Here is a 17,074-nt window from a genome sequence, read left to right on the forward strand (position 1 = left end):
TTAATGAGTGAAAAGCAATTTTGGAAGATAGCATATTTATATGCTACTAAATATAATTATGATATTTTACATTATAGATCTGAAAAAAAAGACATATGGTTTATAAATTCTTATAATGAAATTACTAGATTAATATTTACACAAAATTTAAAGTTAGCAGATGTTGATTCTAATGTGTATAATATAATAAATAATGAAAAAAGATTAAAAAAAGTATTTAAATTATCAAGCTTAAAAATTAAAACTTTACATATTACGGATAATTCAGAAAGTAATATACAAGAATATAAAAAATACAAAGTTTCTGATACCTTAAGCATTGAGAGAATATTAGTTACTAAAAAAAATATTTCTAATTTCATTGATAAGAAAGATGAAAAATTTATTAATTTTGCTGTCTATAATAATAGATATAAAAATAAAGTAGAAGATAAGTATGCTTCAAAATTATCCTCAGGATATGCTATCAATTTTTACTTTATGATTTTAGCTCTGATATTTATTTTAGGATTTGTGGCAAATTACTTATTATTATATTTAAAAAATTTTAAATTATATGAATATATAGATTACAATTATCAAAAAATAATCAGTGGTGAATTTTATAGGTTATTTACTGATATTTTAGTTTTTAGTAATTCCAATCAACTAAGTATAGTAGTAATAACGGTTGTTTGTATGGCAGTATTTTTGGGGAATTGTATAAGTTTAAAATCAACAGGAATTATAATATTTTTTACAACAATAATATATAATATTTTACGATTATTTAGACAATTAGATAATGTAGATGTTGTTAGTTTATCAATATTTTCCTTATTGGGTTCTATGTTTATAGTAGAATATAATAAGAGGACTAATAATTTGAAGCTTATGTATGCGACTATTATACCGATAGTATATACAGTTGCTACATTATTAGTAGTAGATACTAATATAAATATTATACATTATTTAGTCTCTTTTGTATTGGGAGCTTTGATACAGCTTATTCTGTATAAAAAAATAAATATTATAGTATTTTATTTGTTGATAGGACTTTTTATTATTTCTGGTCTAATGATTCAATATTTAAATATCGATGTGAAATCTAAAATTAATAATTATCATTATAGTTTGGTAAAAGATAATTTTGAGAATATTAATGAAGAGACGTCTAGTATTGATTTAGAAAAAGAATTGTTATCAGAAAATAAATCAGTTGTTACTTATTACCAATTGGGCTTAGTGAAAATGGCAACTGTATCTATATCGGAAGCCAAAAAGGTATTTTTGGAGGCAATAAACTTTGATAACACTTTTGCTCCTAATTATTATCAATTAGCATTGATTGAATATTCAGAAGATAATATTGAAAAGAGTAAAGAATATATAAATAAAGCTATAGAAATTGATTCAGCTAATACAGTATATAAAGATTTAAAAAATGAATTAGGATAGTAAGGGAGAATATTATGAGAAATTTTTATGATATCCAACAACTTTTAAAATCGTATGGAATTGTTGTGTATATGAAAGATAGAAGGCATTATTTAGATTTAGTTGATTTTGAGGTTAGAGAGTTGTATAAAAGGGAGCTTATACCTCAAAAAGAGTTTTTATTAGCAATAAGTATAATAAATCAAGAAAGACAGTATAGTTAGTGTATGATTAAATTTAAACAAATATTTAAAAGAGCCGCTAAAGAAAAGAGATTAACTAAATTAGATATATCGGTTACATTATCATTAGTGTTATTACTGATAAGTAGTTGTATTATGGTTTATAGTGCAACTATGATTGGGAATAAATATGGAATGTTTACTAATGGGATTCCAGTATCATCAAATTATTTTTTGATCAGACAGAGTGTTTGGGCTATAGTCTCATTAGTTGCGTTTTTATTTTTCTCAATAGTGCCATATGAAATATTTAAAAATAGAACTTATTATAGTTATGGATTTTTAATTATAGCAGTATTATTAATAATTCCGAGGTTTGGATCATCGGTGAATGGAGCATACTCTTGGATAAATATAGGAGGATTTACATTTCAACCATCAGTACTAGCTCAAATTTTTGTTATTGCTTATATGGCTTTAATTTTAGAGGCAAGAAAAGAAATTTTAAGAAGACCAACTAAACCAACTGTCTTAGTAAAAATTTTTGCTATCCCCATAGCAATACTAGGTTTAATTTTTACACAAAACGACACTGGAACTATGCTTATAACTATAGCTGTAGTTATAATTATAATGTTATGTGCTAATATTAGCTTTAGAAATATAATGTTTCTTGTAAAAGTAGGAATAGGGTCTTTAATAGGATTAGCTTTTGTTATATATATCAGAGGTTTAATTTCGGGAGGAGCCGCATATCAATTAGATAGAATTCAAACTTTTTTTGATCCGTTTGCGGGAACAAGTAACTCCAATGAGCATATAATTAATTCTATGATTTCCTTTGGGAATGGTGGTTTATTTGGTAAAGGGTTAGGTAATTCTATTCAAAAATTAGGATATCTACCAGAAGCTCATACGGATTTTATTTTAGCTATAACTGCGGAAGAATTTGGTTTTATGGGTGTGGTAGTAGTAGTTACTTTACTTACAATTATAATTACAAAAATTTTATATACTGGTTTGAATTCAGGAAGAACTTTTGAATCTATCTTTTCATTAGGTTTTGCTGCCTTGTTATTTACACAAACTATGGTAAATATAGGAGGTATTTCAGCAGCATTACCTATGACAGGAGTACCCATCCCTTTTTATTCGTTTGGAGGGAGCTCTATGTTTGTATTATCAGCTACGTTGGGTATTGTAATGAATTTACTATCACACATAAAATATGTAAAAGGTAGCAATTAGGCTACCTTTTTATCATATAAAGGAGAACATAATTATGAAATTGGAAGATTTTGATTTTTACTTACCAGAAAATTTAATAGCTCAGACACCTTTATTAAAAAGAGATACTAGTAAATTATTAGTGATTAATAGGACAAGAGATAATTATGAGCATAAATCTTTTTTTGATATACTTGAGTATTTAAATAAAGGAGATACTCTAGTATTGAATAATACTAGAGTTATGCCAGCAAGATTAATAGGAGAAAAACAAGATACTAAAGCATCAATTGAGGTACTTTTATTAAAAAATATAGAAGATAATTTATGGGAATGTCTTGTAAAGCCAGCAAGAAGAGTAAAAGTTGGAACGATACTTAACTTTTCAAATATAATGCAAGCAGAATGTATTGAATCAAAAGAAGATGGATTTAGATATTTTAAATTTAAGTATACTGGTATTTTTCAAGAGAGGTTAGACGAATTAGGAACTATCCCCTTACCACCCTATATAAAACAGAGTCTTGGAGATAAAGAAAGATATCAGACAGTATACTCTAAGGCAGTAGGGTCATCAGCAGCACCTACAGCAGGATTACATTTTACAGAAAAGTTATTAAAAAAAATAAATGATAAAGGTGTGAATATAGCCTATGTAACTTTACATGTAGGTTTAGGTACATTTAGACCTGTGGTAGTTAGTGATATTGAAAATCATAAAATGCATTCAGAGTATTATGAAATAGATGAGGAAGCAGCAAATTTAATAAATGAAACAAAAAAATTAGGTAAAAGAGTGATTTCGGTTGGAACTACTAGTGCAAGGACTTTAGAAACAGTTGCAAGTAATAATAGTGGGAAGATAAAAAAAGAAAGCGGTTGGTCGAATATATTTATTTATCCTGGGTATAAATTTAAGTGTGTTGATGCATTAATAACCAATTTTCACTTACCTAAGTCATCTTTAATCATGTTAGTAAGTGCTTTTTACACTAGGGAAAATATGTTAGAATTATATGGGTTAGCAGTAAAAAAAGGATATAGATTTTTCTCTTTTGGAGATGCTATGTTTATATATTAATAGGAGAAAAATATGAGAGAATTAAAAGAAAATGCAGTGTGGTATGAACATATAAAAACATGTAAACAATCTGGAGCAAGATTAGGTCGGCTTCATACGCCACATGGAACATTTGAAACACCAGTTTTTATGCCGGTAGGAACACAAGCAACTATAAAAACAATGTCACCAGAAGAGGTTAAAGATATGGGGGCTAATATTATACTGGCAAATACATACCATTTGTGGTTACGTCCAGGTGAAAAAATTGTAGAAAATGCAGGAGGGCTGCATAAATTTATGAATTATGATGGTAGTATTCTAACTGATTCTGGAGGCTTTCAAGTATTTTCACTAAGTAAACTCAGACTGATAGAAGAAGAGGGAGTAACTTTTAAAAATCATCTATCAGGAAAAAAATTATTTTTATCACCAGAAAAGGCTATACAAATCCAAACGTCTTTAGGAAGCGATATAATGATGGCTTTTGATGAATGTCCTGATTTTAATCATGATTATAAATATATTAGGCAATCTGTTGAAAGGACTAGCCGTTGGGCAGAACGTTGTTTAAAAGCACAGAAAAATAAAAAAGATCAGTCTTTATTTGGAATAGTTCAAGGAGCTGGATTTTCAGAGTTAAGGAGACAAAGTGCTAAAGATTTGGTATCTATGGATTTTCCAGGATATGCTATAGGTGGTTTATCTGTTGGAGAACCTAAAGATATTATGTACAGGGTTTTGGAAGAAACTACCCCAATATTACCGAATAATAAGGCTAGATATTTAATGGGAGTGGGATCGCCAGATGCTTTATTTGAAGGAGTATTACGTGGTATAGATATGTTCGACTGTGTTTTACCAACACGTATTGCTAGAAATGGAACATGTATGACTAGTGAGGGAAGGTTGGTAATTAAAAATGCTAAGTATTCAGAAGATTTTTCACCTTTAGATAAAGATTGTGGATGTTATACTTGTAAAAATTATACGAGAGCATATGTACGTCATTTATTTAAAGCAGATGAAACCTTTGGTGCGAGACTTGCAACAACTCACAATATTTATTTTTTACTTAATCTAATGAAAAATATAAGACAGGCTATCTTAGAAGATAGGTTCTTAGATTATAAAAATGAATTTTTTGAAAAATATGGATTAAACAAAAAAAATCCTAAAAATTTCTAGAAATAATCAAAAATATATAGTACAATATAATTTATAAATAATTGAAGGGAAAATAGTATAATGTCACAAAACTTATATAGCATAATTATGTTTGCGTTAATATTTGGATCTATGTATTTCTTTATTATTAGACCGCAAAACAAAAGAAATAAGGAATTAAAATTATTACAAGATTCTTTAAAATCTGGTGATAATGTAGTAACATTTTCAGGAATATATGGAGAAATAGTAGAAGTAGGAACTGCTACTATAACCTTAAGAATTGCTCCAAAAACAGAGGTGAAAATGGATAGAAATGCTATTAAATCATTAGTAGCCTAATATAATAAAAATTAGCATGAATTTTTATTCATGCTAATTTTTATTTTTAATATGATATATTAAGCTATGTAGTGACTTAATGATTAATATGTGCTAAAATTATAAGGATTAAGTATGTACTTAGGAGATAGTATGTTTAATATTTTTAAGAAAAAAGAAATAAAAAAAGAACAAGGATTTAATTTGAAAAAAATACCAAAACATATAGCTATAATTATGGATGGTAATGGAAGATGGGCTCAAAAAAGAAATCTTCCAAGAATTAAAGGACACTATGAGGGAATGCAGACAGTTAAGAAGATAACTAAATATGCAAGCGACTTAGGTGTGAAATATTTAACTTTATATGCATTTTCTACAGAAAATTGGTCTAGACCTAAACGAGAAGTATCTTATTTAATGGATTTACCAGAAAAAATGTTCTCTAGTTTTATGCCTGAATTAATGGCGAATAATGTTAAAGTTTTAGTAATAGGTGATATAGAGGAACTTCCCCAAAATACGCAGCAAGCTGTAAATAATGCAATAAAAAAAACAAGTGACAATACCGGACTGAATCTAATTTTTGCATTGAACTATGGCTCAAAAAAAGAAATATTAGATGCAATTAAAAATATTTCTTACGATGTGAAGCAAGGTAATATCACTGTAGAAAACATAGATGAGCAATTATTAGAATCAAAATTGTACACAAAGAATATACCAGCACCAGATTTATTAATACGGACGTCAGGAGAACAGAGATTGTCTAATTTCTTATTATGGCAATTAGCTTATAGTGAGTTTATCTTTACAAATGTTACATGGCCAGACTACACTGAAAAGGAATTCCTTAAGTCTTTGTTAGAGTATCAGTCTAGAGACAGAAGATACGGAGGTTTACATGAAGGTTAGGATAATAACGGCTATAGTAGCAATTACAGCATTTATTCCTTTTTTGATTTTAGGAGGAAATTATTTTTTATTTGCGACAATTATACTGAGTGCGCTATCTGTATATGAAATAACAAAAATTTGTTTTAGTTATATAAATAAAAGTGTACTACTATTAGCAAATTTATTTGTAATATCGATATTTTTTAAAAATCATATGGAATATAGTACTTGGTTAATAATATTTTTATCTATTGTATTTCTATTGTTAGCAGAAATAATCATATCATCACATAAAGTAAAAATAGTGGATATTTCAACAGTATTATTTTTATCAGGATATGTGTCAGTAGGATTTTATTCACTGTATAGTATAAGAATTCTTGATATTCTATGGGTATTATTCTTACTTTTAACAATTTGGGTGACAGATTCGTTAGCTTATTTTGGTGGTATGAAATTTGGTAAAAGAAAACTCTCTGTAAATATTAGCCCTAACAAGTCTATTGAAGGTTCTTTAATAGGAACAATGTCAGCTTTATTTGTAGCGATTATATTTTATCTGTTTACAAATGTATTTAATAATATATTTGTAGCAATGATAGTCACCCTCCTAGCAAGTATTGTTGGACAAATGGGAGACTTGATAGAGTCAGCCTATAAGAGAGAATATGGTGTGAAAGATAGTAGTAATTTATTACCGGGGCACGGTGGAATACTAGATAGATTTGATTCAATTATATTATCAGCACCTATGCTATTTGTATTGTTAGAATTTATAAATTAGGAGGCTTTATGCAAGGGATATTAGTTTTTATAATAGTATTTTTTATTGTAGTAACAGTTCATGAATTAGGACATTTTTTAATAGCTAAAAGATCCGGAATTTTATGTCAAGAATTTTCGATAGGTTTTGGTCCTAAAATTTTCCATAAAAAAATTGGTGAAACAAACTTTACAATCAGATTATTACCTGTTGGTGGATATGTAAAAATGCCAGATAATGTTTTTGATTTCAATAATGAGGTATCACCTTATGATATTCAAAAGGGAATGAAGTTAAGGTTGAAATTAGATGGAAATGATCAAATAGAGAAAATAATACTAGATAAAAGCAATGATATAGAATTACTTGAGATAGAAGTTAATGAATTTGATTTAACTGAAAAGTTATTTATTGAAGGTTATATAAATAATGGTGAAGAACTAGAGAGGTTTACCGTAAAAAAAGATGCATGTGTTATGTTCTCTGGAATGGAGGAGCAAATTGCTCCAGTAGAAAGAATGTTCTCTTCTCATTCTTGGCAAAAAAAATTTGCAACTCTTTTTGCAGGTCCATTATTCAACTTTATATTAGGAGCGCTTATTTTTGTAGGATTAGCAATATATAATGGGGTACCACAAAATAAACCAATAATAGGAAGTATTACTGAAAATAGTCCAGCAGCTATTGCAGGATTACAAACAGGAGATATTATAAAAGATATTGATAATACAAATGTTTCAACTTGGAGAGAAATAAGATCTAATATCTCTAAATCAGAGGGGCGTGAAATAACTTTAAAAATAGAGAGAGAGTCTAGTGAAAAAATTATTAAAGTAACTCCAAAAATTATCAAGGATGAAAAGGGGAATACTTCATATTTAATAGGAATAGGATATTATTATGAAAAAGGAGATATATTTGAATCTATAAAATATGGTTTCATACAAACTCTAAATTATGGAACAATTATATTTACAGCAATAATAAATCTATTTAAATCTTTTAGTATTGATCAATTAGGAGGTCCAGTGGCAATTTACGAAAGAACTACTGAAGTGGCACAAAGTGGTCTGGAAACAACGTTGGAGTGGATAGGTTTATTAAGCATTAATTTAGGACTAATGAATCTAATACCAATTCCAGTTCTAGATGGTGGAAGAATACTATTTGTTTTATATGAAGGAATATTTGGACGACCATTTAGTAAGAGAGCACAGTATTATGCAACAGCAATATTTAGTATTTTATTAATAATATTAATGCTGGCAGTGACGTGGAATGATATAACGAGATTATTTTCATAATAAATAAAAAGAACAATTCATTTTGAATTGTTCTTTTTATTTATTATGAAAAGGAGAAAATATATTTATAAGATCATAATTTATTAATAAATTGTTATATTTAGATAGACTATTATGAAAATATTTGTTTTTTTATAATTTTGTTAGTGTATTGCAATTTTAAAAATGCTATATTATAACCTTGTTAAAATTTGTAGTATTAGGTAGTGTGATTAACAAATATTCTATGTTATAATATTATATAACTTTTTAAGGGATGAGAAAAAATAATGCAACAGTATTTTATAAAAGAAAATTATAATAAACAAAATTTTATATTGTCTAAGGATGATAGTTATCATATTACCAAAGTAATGAGGAAAAAGGTAGGAGATAAAGTATTTGTCGCTTTTTTAAATAACAAAAGATATGTATGTGAATTAGTGAAGGTAGATATTGAAACTGTAGAGATATTTCCGATAGAAGAAGTTACGCATAGTACAGAACTAGATGTAGACATTACTATAGCTATTCCACCTTTAAAAAATGATAAAATAGAATACCTTATACAAAAAGCAACAGAGTTAGGTGTAAATAATATAGTATTATTTGATTCTGAACGAAATATAGCAAAAATAAAGGCAGATAAATTCGATTTGAAGAAAAAACGTTGGAGCAAGATAGCTAAAGAAGCATCAGAGCAATCAAAAAGAGGAATTATTCCAACAATTAATTATGAAAAAACAATTTTTTCATTAATTGAAAAATATAAAGATATAGATTATAAATTAATTGCTTATGAAAATGAATCTGCTAATATAGATAATAATAATTTATCTAAATTTTTACAAGGAGATTTATATAAGAAGACTGTAATTGCGATTTTTGGTAGCGAGGGAGGATTGTCTGCAAATGAAGTAAAGGTGTTCAATGACAATAAGTATCAATTGGTGGGATTAGGCAAAAGAATATTGAGGGCGGAGACAGCTCCGCTATATTTTATATCATGTTTAGCTTATTTTTCAGAGCTTAATTAAGGAGAAAAAATATGGAATTTAACTTAAAAGCAGTAGAAATTTATGAAAAAGAATTTACTAGAAGTAAAAAAGATAAAGAATTTTATAGTATTCAAGAAGTAAATGAATATTTAGATTTAATTATTGAAGATTATCAAAAAATCGAAAAAATTATGGAAAGATTAGAAGAATTAGAAGAAGAAAATAGAAAATTAAGGGTGAAAATAAAGATACCTAACGAAGAAAAATTTGAGGAAAAAGTGGTTTCTAAAGAAGAACACAGTAAAGAAATTATTAGTAATTTATCTAATGTAGAAAATGAAGAAAGTAATTTAATTGAGAAAGAAATAGAAGAAAACCAGGAAGGTTCAGAAGAAGTTTGTAAGGTAGAGAAGACAAAAAATTTAAATATTGAGAATAAGGATGATTTTAATGAGAATTTAATAGAATCTCAAAAAGAAGTAGAAACACTAACAATAGAGGATATAGCAGAAATAAGAAGACTTTTGCAAGAAGAAAAGAATGCAATGTATGAAAGGAATGAGGCTAGGAGATAAAATGAATATTTTACAAATTGTTTCAGGAGGAATAGCCGTTTATAAAGCGGTGGAATTGACTAGAGAATTAGTAAAGAGTGGTAATGATGTAAAAGTGATAATGACAGAAAATGCTAAAAAATTTGTTACAGAATTAACATTTCAAACTATATCTAAAAATACTGTATATGTAGATATATTTATGGAAGAAGACAAAAGTCAAATACAACATATAGACTTAGTAAAATGGGCTGATAAAATAATAATAGCACCAGCGACAGCAAATATAATAGCCAAAGCTGCTAATGGAATTTCTGATGATTTGGCATCTACTCTATTATTAGCAGTAAAAGACTTTTCTAAAATTTATATAGCTCCGGCCATGAATACAGTAATGTATGAAAATCCAATTACACAGTCTAATATGAATAGATTAAGAAAATTAGGTATGAATTTTATAGAATCAGAAATAGGATTATTAGCATGTGGTGATCTAGGTAAAGGGAAGTTAGCAGATACGGAAACTATATTAAAAAATATATATAATAAAAAAACATTATTAAATAAAAATATTTTAGTTACAGCTGGACCTACATTAGAATATATTGATCCGGTTAGATATCTATCAAATCCATCAACTGGAAAAATGGGGATAGCTATAGCAGAGGAGTCTGCTAAAAGAGGAGCAAATGTAATATTAGTTACATCAGCAAAATATAAACCTAAGTACAATAATATAAACATTATAAGTGTAGTCTCTACTGAAGATATGTTTGAAGTCGTAAAAAACAATTATGAAAACAGTGATGTTGTAATAAAATCAGCAGCAGTATCTGATTATAAACCAGTAGTAAAGTATGATGAAAAGATGAAAAAGAAAGATGAAAATGTTTCTATAGAGTTAGAAAGAACACAAGATATATTATTATACTTAGGACAAAATAAAGATAAACAAATATTGGTAGGTTTTGCTGCTGAAACTAATAATGTAATAGAATATGCTCAAGATAAAATTAAAAAAAAGAATTTAGATTTAATAGTTGCAAATGATGTATCTAAAGCAGATATAGGGTTTGCTTCAGATGAAAATGAAGTATACATTATTGATAAAAAAAATAATATAAATAAGATTGATAAAGAAAGTAAAAAAGAAATAGGAAGAAAAATATTAGATGAAATAGAAAATTTATTGAATAAGTAGGTGATTATCGATGTTTGTAGAGGTAATAGTCGATATAAAAAACTCTAATTTGAATAAAAGCTATTATTACAGAGTTCCAGATGAGTATAATCATATAAAAAACTATATAGGCTATAGAGTGGAAGTTCCTTTTGGAAGAAGAAGTATACAAGGATATATAGTTAATCAAAAAGAAAATATAGATTTTGATGATAATAAATGTAAAGCAATAAATAAGATAAAAGATAGTTATCCTGTATTAAGTGAGGAATTAGTATTGTTATCGGAACATTTATCAGATGAACTATTTTGTACCCAGATCCAAGTAATAGAAGCTATGTTACCAACTATATTAAAAAATAAATATAAGGAATATTATAGACTATTAGAAGTAGATGAGATAAATTCAGAGTATAAAAAATATTTTAATAAAGAGAAGATAGTAGATAAAAGAAAACTAGATAAGATTTTAGATCAAGAAGAGATTATGAATATGATATCTAAATCAATTATAAAATTAGTTAATTTATCTCAAGATCAATTAAAAGAAGATAGAGAAATATTTTATCAATTAAAAATAGGAACTATTATAGAAAAAATGACACCTAAACAAAAATTATTAGTTGACTACCTAAAAGAACATATAGAAATAAAAAAGAAAGAAGTTAAAGAAATTTTAGGAATAGGTATGAGTGTTGTAAGGAAGCTTATTGAAGCGGATATTATTAAAGAAGTAGTTAAGGAAAATAAAATTTTTTTAGATGAATCTTATTATAGAAATAGCACCCAATTAAATAAAGAACAAAAATTTGTATTTGATACTGTAAAAAAATCATTGCAAATAAATAAATATCAAGATTATTTGCTTCATGGTATAACAGGTTCAGGAAAAACAGAAATCTATATAAAGTTAGTAAAAGAATGTATAGATCAAGGGAAAGAAGCAATAGTATTGATACCAGAGATAATTTTAACCTCTCAAGTTGAGAACAAATTTAGAAGAGTGTTTGGTGATAATATAGCTGTACTTAATTCTAAGCTCAATAAAAAAGAAAAATACATAGAGTGGAAAAAAATAAAAAATTCTAAGGTTAAAATATGTTTGGGGACGAGATCATCAATTTTTGCCCCTTTTGAAAATTTAGGTTTAATAATAATAGATGAAGAACATGAATCTACGTATAAGCAGCAAGATACACCTAGGTATGATGCTAAGGATATTACGAAAAAAAGGGCAGTATATAATAAAGCTACAGTAGTCTATGCTAGTGCTACACCCAGTATAGATTTATACTATGAATTTCTTAAAAAAAAACAAGGTAGATTATTAAAGCTTGTGAAACGACACAATAGTACTTTACCTGACATAGATGTGGTTACTTTGGATAACAAAGAAGATATTATTTCACAAAAATTGATGCAGGCTATAAGAGAAACTATTGATAGGGGAGAGCAGGTACTTTTATTCATTAATAAGAGAGGATACACAAATTTTATTCGTTGTTTTACATGTGGTCATGTCTATAATTGTGAAAATTGTGATATTAGTCTAAATTACCATAAGAAAAATCATGCACTTCGATGCCATTTTTGTGGATATAAGAAAAGAATTTCTGATATAAATAAATGTTGTGATAATCCTGAATTGATATCTGGAATGTATGGAATTCAAAAAATTGAAGAGTATTTGAAAGAAAAATTAGTTGGGGTAAAGATAATAAGAATGGATTCGGATACAACAACCAATAAAGGAGCATATAAGTCATTACTTCAAGATTTTAGGGACAAGAAAGCAAATATTTTATTAGGGACGCAGATGATTTCAAAAGGCCTAGATTTTCCCAATATAACTTTAGTTGGAATTTTATCAGTAGATAATATAGTATCTTTTACTACATTTAAATCTAATGAAAAAATCTTCCAGCTGTTAGTACAAACAGCTGGAAGAGCAGGTCGTAGTGAAAAAAAAGGAAAAGTTATTATACAATCAAATATAAATTCGAATATAATTGAATATGCGATAAATAATGATTATAAAAAATTTTATGATTATGAGATTAGAAGGAGAGAGTTGATTAACTATCCTCCATTTTGTAATATATCTTTTATCACAATAAAAGGAACAGATGAAAATAAAACTAATCAAGCGGCTATAAGTATTTATAATTTTTTACATAGATATTATGACAGGAAAAGAATACTAGGGCCAAGTAAGAGTATTTTATATAAAATTAACAATGAGTATAAATATAATATAGCAGTTAAATTTACAGAAAGTGAGTATAATAAATTACATAAGGCTCTAAAATATATATATACTTATTTTATAGATGTGTATAATAAAGATAAGATATCTTTAACTATAGATAATTCAGCACATGATTATATTTAAAATTTAAGAATGACTAACATTAATTACTTGATTTTTAAAAGATGATTTATTATAATATTTAAGTATGTGATTATATCACATAAAATATTCTGTTCATATATAAATGTTCAGGGCATAAAGGAGAAACACAATGAAACAAGGAATACACCCGGATTACCGTAAAGTTGTATTTTTAGATACAACAAGTGGATTCAAATTTTTAAGTGGGTCAACAAAACCTGCTAAAGAAACAATCGTTTGGGAAGATGGAAATGAGTACCCATTATTAAAGGTGGAAATATCTTCAGATACTCACCCATTCTACACAGGACGTCAAAGATTTGCTCAAGCAGATGGACGTGTTGAACGTTTCAACAAAAAATATGGGATCAAGTAAGAATTATAAAGCAGACAGCACAGGTTGTCTGTTTTTCTTATGTGAGGGTGTCAATAGAGGTGGAAATTATGTTTGAAAAACGAAAAGTAGGATGGATAGAGTGCATATGTGGCTCTATGTTTTCAGGTAAATCAGAAGAATTATTAAGACGAATTAGAAGAGGATTGATTGCTAATCAAAAAGTGATAGTATTCAAACCTAGTATAGATATAAGATATCATATAGACAAGGTGACAACTCATAATGGGACAAGCTATAAATCTACATCTATAACGAAACCTATAGAGATATATGAGTATATAAAAAATGAAAAATATGATATTATAGGTATTGATGAAATTCAATTTTTCGATAATACTATAGTGGGTGTTATTCGAAATTTAGCAGATAGAGGAATCAGAGTTATTGTAGCTGGATTAGATATGGATTTCAGGGCTGAACCATTCCAACCAATGCCTGAAATAATGGCGGTAAGCGAATTAGTTACAAAGCTACATGCAGTTTGTAGTAAATGTGGTGGAGAGGCATATGTAAGTCAAAGGCTTATAAATGGTAAACCAGCCCAATACAAGGATCCTATTGTTATAATAGGAGCAAGTGAATCATATGAAGCAAGATGTCGTCACTGTCATGAAATAATTAAAAATATTGAGGAATTATAATATGGAAATATTAAATCAACTTGAAATTGTAGAAGAACGCTATGAAAAACTAAATGAGTTATTAAGTGATCCAGATATAGTTAGTAATACTAAGAAACTTATGGAATTATCAAAAGAACAGAGATCAATAGAAAAAACAGTTACTGTATTTAGAGAATATAAGTCAATTGTAAAACAAATTGAAGAGACAAAAGAACTTCTTGAGATTGAAGAAGATAAAGATATGAAAGAAATGATGCAAGAGGAATTAAAAGAATTAGAACCATCTCTTGCGCCATTGGAGGAAGAATTAAAAATATTATTATTACCTAAAGATCCTAATGACTCTAAAAATGTAGTAGTCGAAGTTCGTGGAGCAGCAGGAGGAGATGAGGCTGCATTATTTGCTGGAGACCTTTTGAGAATGTATACTAGGTACGCTGAATCTCAGGGATGGAAAGTGGATATCTTAGAGCGTTCTGAAATTGGTATTGGTGGAGTAAAGGAAGCTACATTTGTTGTATCAGGAGAAGAAGTATATTCTAAAATGAAATTTGAATCGGGAGCTCATCGTGTTCAACGTGTTCCATCAACAGAATCGAGTGGTCGTATCCATACTTCTACAGCAACAGTGGTGGTTTTACCAGAAGTTGAAGAGGTTGAAGTAGATATTAATGAAAATGATATTCGTGTTGACACATTTGCATCCTCTGGAGCAGGAGGCCAATCAGTAAATACTACAATGTCAGCAGTTCGTTTAACACATATGCCTACTGGTGTTGTAGTATCTATGCAAGATGAACGTTCACAAATTAAGAATAAAGAAAAAGCAATGAAAATTCTTCGTGCTCGAGTTTATGATATGTTTCAACAACAGGAACAGGCTAAACATGATGCAGAACGTAAATCAAAAGTAGGAACTGGAGATCGTTCAGAGCGTATTAGGACATATAATTATCCGCAAAATCGTTTAACAGATCACCGTATAGGATTAACTATTCAAAAATTGGATCAAATTATGGAAGGAAAATTAGATGAAGTTATGGAAGCTTTGCGTATAGCAGAACAAACAGAAAAAATGGCAGAGCTTAATAAAGGGGATGAATTATAATGAAAAGAAGGCAAGCTTTGGAAAAGGCTTGTTTTCTTTTAAGAGAACAAGCGAAAGAAGAATCTATAGCGAAATTTTTACTTCAATATATACTTGATGAGAATAGCGGAAAATTTAATTATAATATGGATGCAGAATTGGAGAAAGAACTAGAAAATAAATATTTTGGGTTAATAGAAGAACATATAGAAAAAGATACACCACTTAGTCATTTAGCTGGTTTTGAATATTTCTATAATCGAAAATTTAAAGTTAACAAAAATGTTTTATCTCCAAGGATGGAAACAGAAGAATTAATATATAAAATTTTGGATGATTTTAAATATTGTGATAAAAAGTATTTGAAAATTTTAGATTTATGTACAGGATCAGGGATAATAGGAATAACTTTAGAAAAGGAATTAAAAATAGCGACGTCAATAACTGCAAGTGATATATCAAAAGAAGCACTACAAGTTGCTAGAAGAAATGCAGAGTTATTACAATCAAGTGTGCACTTTATTGAATCAAACTTATTTGAAAATATTGAAGATAAGTTTGATGTCATTGTTTCTAATCCTCCATATATTCCATATGAGGATATGTCTACGATAAAAAAAAATGTATTAGACTATGATCCTCATCTAGCTCTATTTGCTAAAGAAGAGGGTATGTTTTTTTATAAACGAATAATAGAAAGTGCAGATAAATATTTAGAAGAAGATGGAATAATATATTTTGAAATAGGATATAATCAAAGAGAAAAAATACAAGATATTGCAAATAATCATAAATTTATATGTCAAATAATAAAAGATATAAATAGTAAAGATAGAATTGCTATTTTATCTAAGGAGAAGTAAGTGGATGTTATTATACGAATAATTGATGAAAGTTTATCTAAGGATATAAATTTAAAGAATGGAAAGTTTGATCTAATAGGAAGATTTGTTCCTAAATATATGAATGAAGAATGGGGAAATGATATTCAGATCTTTTCTGAAGACAATATAGGTAGTCAAATTTTTCCTAATGAAAATTATAATTATGAGCTTATGAAGGAAGAGTATATTTTTGTTGCTGCTTATTATAAAAATGAGGTAGTAGGACTAGCTGTTTATAAACATAATTGGAATAAATATCTATATCTTTATGATTTGAAAGTGAAGAATGAATTTATCAACAAATCTATAGGAAAATTGTTGATAAATAAAGGAAAAGAAGTGGAAAAAGAGTATTCATACAATGGAATTTATACTCAAACACAAGATAATAATCTATTAGCTTGTTTATTTTATTTGAAAAATAGTTTTAAAATAGGGGGATTTGATAATAAAGTTTACGAAGGAACTCAATAAGAAGGAAAAGCGGATGTAATATTTTATTTAAATATAACTTAATAAAAAGGAGAAAATAGAAATTTTTGCTATAGATATCTAAATTTATAATGAAAATTGAATTAAAAAATATATTCAATATATGTAGTTAAGGGAAATTAAAAAGTTATTAGTATGTTGTTATGAA

General features: G+C 27.5%; 18 protein-coding genes. All 18 read left to right on the forward strand.

Annotation, left to right across the window (positions count from 1 at the left end):
• Window positions 1-3 precede the first annotated feature (3 nt).
• The 18 genes from HZY82_RS02425 (at window position 4) to HZY82_RS02510 (ending at window position 16,908) form a co-directional block, all read left to right on the forward strand.
• The gene (locus HZY82_RS02425) at window positions 4-1,440 is read left to right on the forward strand and encodes a hypothetical protein (RefSeq protein WP_135155808.1); all 1,437 of its coding nucleotides are present in this window, start codon (window positions 4-6) and stop codon (window positions 1,438-1,440) included.
• Window positions 1,441-1,454: 14 nt separating this feature from the next.
• A complete protein-coding gene (locus HZY82_RS02430) occupies window positions 1,455-1,643 on the forward strand; it encodes a YqgQ family protein (protein WP_135155809.1) in 189 nt (62 codons plus the stop codon).
• Between the two features lie 3 nt (window positions 1,644-1,646).
• The gene (locus HZY82_RS02435) at window positions 1,647-2,849 is read left to right on the forward strand and encodes an FtsW/RodA/SpoVE family cell cycle protein (RefSeq protein ID WP_135155810.1); all 1,203 of its coding nucleotides are present in this window, start codon (window positions 1,647-1,649) and stop codon (window positions 2,847-2,849) included.
• A 34-nt stretch (window positions 2,850-2,883) separates the two neighbouring features.
• Complete coding sequence (queA, locus tag HZY82_RS02440) at window positions 2,884-3,909, forward strand: tRNA preQ1(34) S-adenosylmethionine ribosyltransferase-isomerase QueA (protein WP_135155811.1); 1,026 nt, start codon at window positions 2,884-2,886, stop codon at window positions 3,907-3,909.
• A gap of 12 nt (window positions 3,910-3,921) precedes the next feature.
• Window positions 3,922-5,076 carry a tRNA guanosine(34) transglycosylase Tgt gene (gene tgt / locus HZY82_RS02445; RefSeq protein WP_135155812.1) on the forward strand — a complete coding sequence of 385 codons (1,155 nt, stop codon included), beginning with the start codon at window positions 3,922-3,924 and terminating at the stop codon, window positions 5,074-5,076.
• Between the two features lie 60 nt (window positions 5,077-5,136).
• On the forward strand, window positions 5,137-5,397 hold the full coding sequence (yajC, locus tag HZY82_RS02450) for a preprotein translocase subunit YajC (protein ID WP_135155813.1): 261 nt from the start codon (window positions 5,137-5,139) through the stop codon (window positions 5,395-5,397).
• Between the two features lie 132 nt (window positions 5,398-5,529).
• Window positions 5,530-6,291, forward strand: a complete 762-nt coding sequence (locus HZY82_RS02455; protein WP_135155814.1) for an undecaprenyl pyrophosphate synthase — start codon at window positions 5,530-5,532, stop codon at window positions 6,289-6,291.
• Window positions 6,281-7,057, forward strand: a complete 777-nt coding sequence (locus tag HZY82_RS02460) for a phosphatidate cytidylyltransferase (RefSeq protein ID WP_179938580.1) — start codon at window positions 6,281-6,283, stop codon at window positions 7,055-7,057. The genes HZY82_RS02455 and HZY82_RS02460 overlap by 11 nt, the downstream gene beginning before the upstream one ends.
• Before the next feature lie 8 nt (window positions 7,058-7,065).
• The gene (gene rseP, locus HZY82_RS02465; RefSeq protein ID WP_135155816.1) at window positions 7,066-8,340 is read left to right on the forward strand and encodes an RIP metalloprotease RseP; all 1,275 of its coding nucleotides are present in this window, start codon (window positions 7,066-7,068) and stop codon (window positions 8,338-8,340) included.
• Between the two features lie 269 nt (window positions 8,341-8,609).
• On the forward strand, window positions 8,610-9,356 hold the full coding sequence (locus HZY82_RS02470; protein ID WP_135155817.1) for an RsmE family RNA methyltransferase: 747 nt from the start codon (window positions 8,610-8,612) through the stop codon (window positions 9,354-9,356).
• A gap of 11 nt (window positions 9,357-9,367) precedes the next feature.
• Window positions 9,368-9,892, forward strand: a complete 525-nt coding sequence (locus tag HZY82_RS02475; RefSeq protein WP_135155818.1) for a hypothetical protein — start codon at window positions 9,368-9,370, stop codon at window positions 9,890-9,892.
• A gap of 1 nt (window position 9,893) precedes the next feature.
• Window positions 9,894-11,072, forward strand: a complete 1,179-nt coding sequence (gene coaBC, locus HZY82_RS02480; protein WP_179938582.1) for a bifunctional phosphopantothenoylcysteine decarboxylase/phosphopantothenate--cysteine ligase CoaBC — start codon at window positions 9,894-9,896, stop codon at window positions 11,070-11,072.
• 10 nt (window positions 11,073-11,082) lie between these two features.
• On the forward strand, window positions 11,083-13,443 hold the full coding sequence (gene priA / locus HZY82_RS02485) for a replication restart helicase PriA (protein ID WP_135155820.1): 2,361 nt from the start codon (window positions 11,083-11,085) through the stop codon (window positions 13,441-13,443).
• 130 nt (window positions 13,444-13,573) lie between these two features.
• A complete protein-coding gene (locus HZY82_RS02490) occupies window positions 13,574-13,819 on the forward strand; it encodes a type B 50S ribosomal protein L31 (RefSeq protein WP_135155821.1) in 246 nt (81 codons plus the stop codon).
• A 68-nt stretch (window positions 13,820-13,887) separates the two neighbouring features.
• Window positions 13,888-14,481 (forward strand): thymidine kinase, encoded by a 594-nt coding sequence (locus HZY82_RS02495; RefSeq protein WP_135155822.1) that lies wholly within the window; start codon window positions 13,888-13,890, stop codon window positions 14,479-14,481.
• A 1-nt stretch (window position 14,482) separates the two neighbouring features.
• Window positions 14,483-15,571 (forward strand): peptide chain release factor 1, encoded by a 1,089-nt coding sequence (gene prfA, locus HZY82_RS02500; RefSeq protein WP_135155823.1) that lies wholly within the window; start codon window positions 14,483-14,485, stop codon window positions 15,569-15,571.
• Entirely contained in the window at window positions 15,571-16,413 is an 843-nt protein-coding gene (gene prmC / locus HZY82_RS02505; protein ID WP_135155824.1) for a peptide chain release factor N(5)-glutamine methyltransferase, read from the forward strand. The genes prfA and prmC overlap by 1 nt, the downstream gene beginning before the upstream one ends.
• The gene (locus HZY82_RS02510; protein ID WP_135155825.1) at window positions 16,414-16,908 is read left to right on the forward strand and encodes a GNAT family N-acetyltransferase; all 495 of its coding nucleotides are present in this window, start codon (window positions 16,414-16,416) and stop codon (window positions 16,906-16,908) included. It begins immediately after the preceding gene.
• The last annotated feature ends 166 nt before the right edge of the window (window positions 16,909-17,074 follow it).

The sequence above is a fragment of the Gemella sp. GL1 genome (assembly GCF_013415365.1).
Taxonomy (GTDB): domain Bacteria; phylum Bacillota; class Bacilli; order Staphylococcales; family Gemellaceae; genus Gemelliphila.

Coding starts and splice junctions, on each gene's coding strand:
- HZY82_RS02425 (WP_135155808.1), top strand. CDS start 4: ATGAGTGAAAAGCAATTTTGGAAGATAGCATATTTATATGCTACTAAA.
- priA (WP_135155820.1), top strand. CDS start 11,083: ATGTTTGTAGAGGTAATAGTCGATATAAAAAACTCTAATTTGAATAAA.
- tgt (WP_135155812.1), top strand. CDS start 3,922: ATGAGAGAATTAAAAGAAAATGCAGTGTGGTATGAACATATAAAAACA.
- HZY82_RS02435 (WP_135155810.1), top strand. CDS start 1,647: ATGATTAAATTTAAACAAATATTTAAAAGAGCCGCTAAAGAAAAGAGA.
- HZY82_RS02495 (WP_135155822.1), top strand. CDS start 13,888: ATGTTTGAAAAACGAAAAGTAGGATGGATAGAGTGCATATGTGGCTCT.
- HZY82_RS02460 (WP_179938580.1), top strand. CDS start 6,281: ATGAAGGTTAGGATAATAACGGCTATAGTAGCAATTACAGCATTTATT.
- rseP (WP_135155816.1), top strand. CDS start 7,066: ATGCAAGGGATATTAGTTTTTATAATAGTATTTTTTATTGTAGTAACA.
- coaBC (WP_179938582.1), top strand. CDS start 9,894: ATGAATATTTTACAAATTGTTTCAGGAGGAATAGCCGTTTATAAAGCG.
- HZY82_RS02470 (WP_135155817.1), top strand. CDS start 8,610: ATGCAACAGTATTTTATAAAAGAAAATTATAATAAACAAAATTTTATA.
- yajC (WP_135155813.1), top strand. CDS start 5,137: ATGTCACAAAACTTATATAGCATAATTATGTTTGCGTTAATATTTGGA.
- prmC (WP_135155824.1), top strand. CDS start 15,571: ATGAAAAGAAGGCAAGCTTTGGAAAAGGCTTGTTTTCTTTTAAGAGAA.
- HZY82_RS02475 (WP_135155818.1), top strand. CDS start 9,368: ATGGAATTTAACTTAAAAGCAGTAGAAATTTATGAAAAAGAATTTACT.
- HZY82_RS02430 (WP_135155809.1), top strand. CDS start 1,455: ATGAGAAATTTTTATGATATCCAACAACTTTTAAAATCGTATGGAATT.
- prfA (WP_135155823.1), top strand. CDS start 14,483: ATGGAAATATTAAATCAACTTGAAATTGTAGAAGAACGCTATGAAAAA.
- queA (WP_135155811.1), top strand. CDS start 2,884: ATGAAATTGGAAGATTTTGATTTTTACTTACCAGAAAATTTAATAGCT.
- HZY82_RS02490 (WP_135155821.1), top strand. CDS start 13,574: ATGAAACAAGGAATACACCCGGATTACCGTAAAGTTGTATTTTTAGAT.
- HZY82_RS02455 (WP_135155814.1), top strand. CDS start 5,530: ATGTTTAATATTTTTAAGAAAAAAGAAATAAAAAAAGAACAAGGATTT.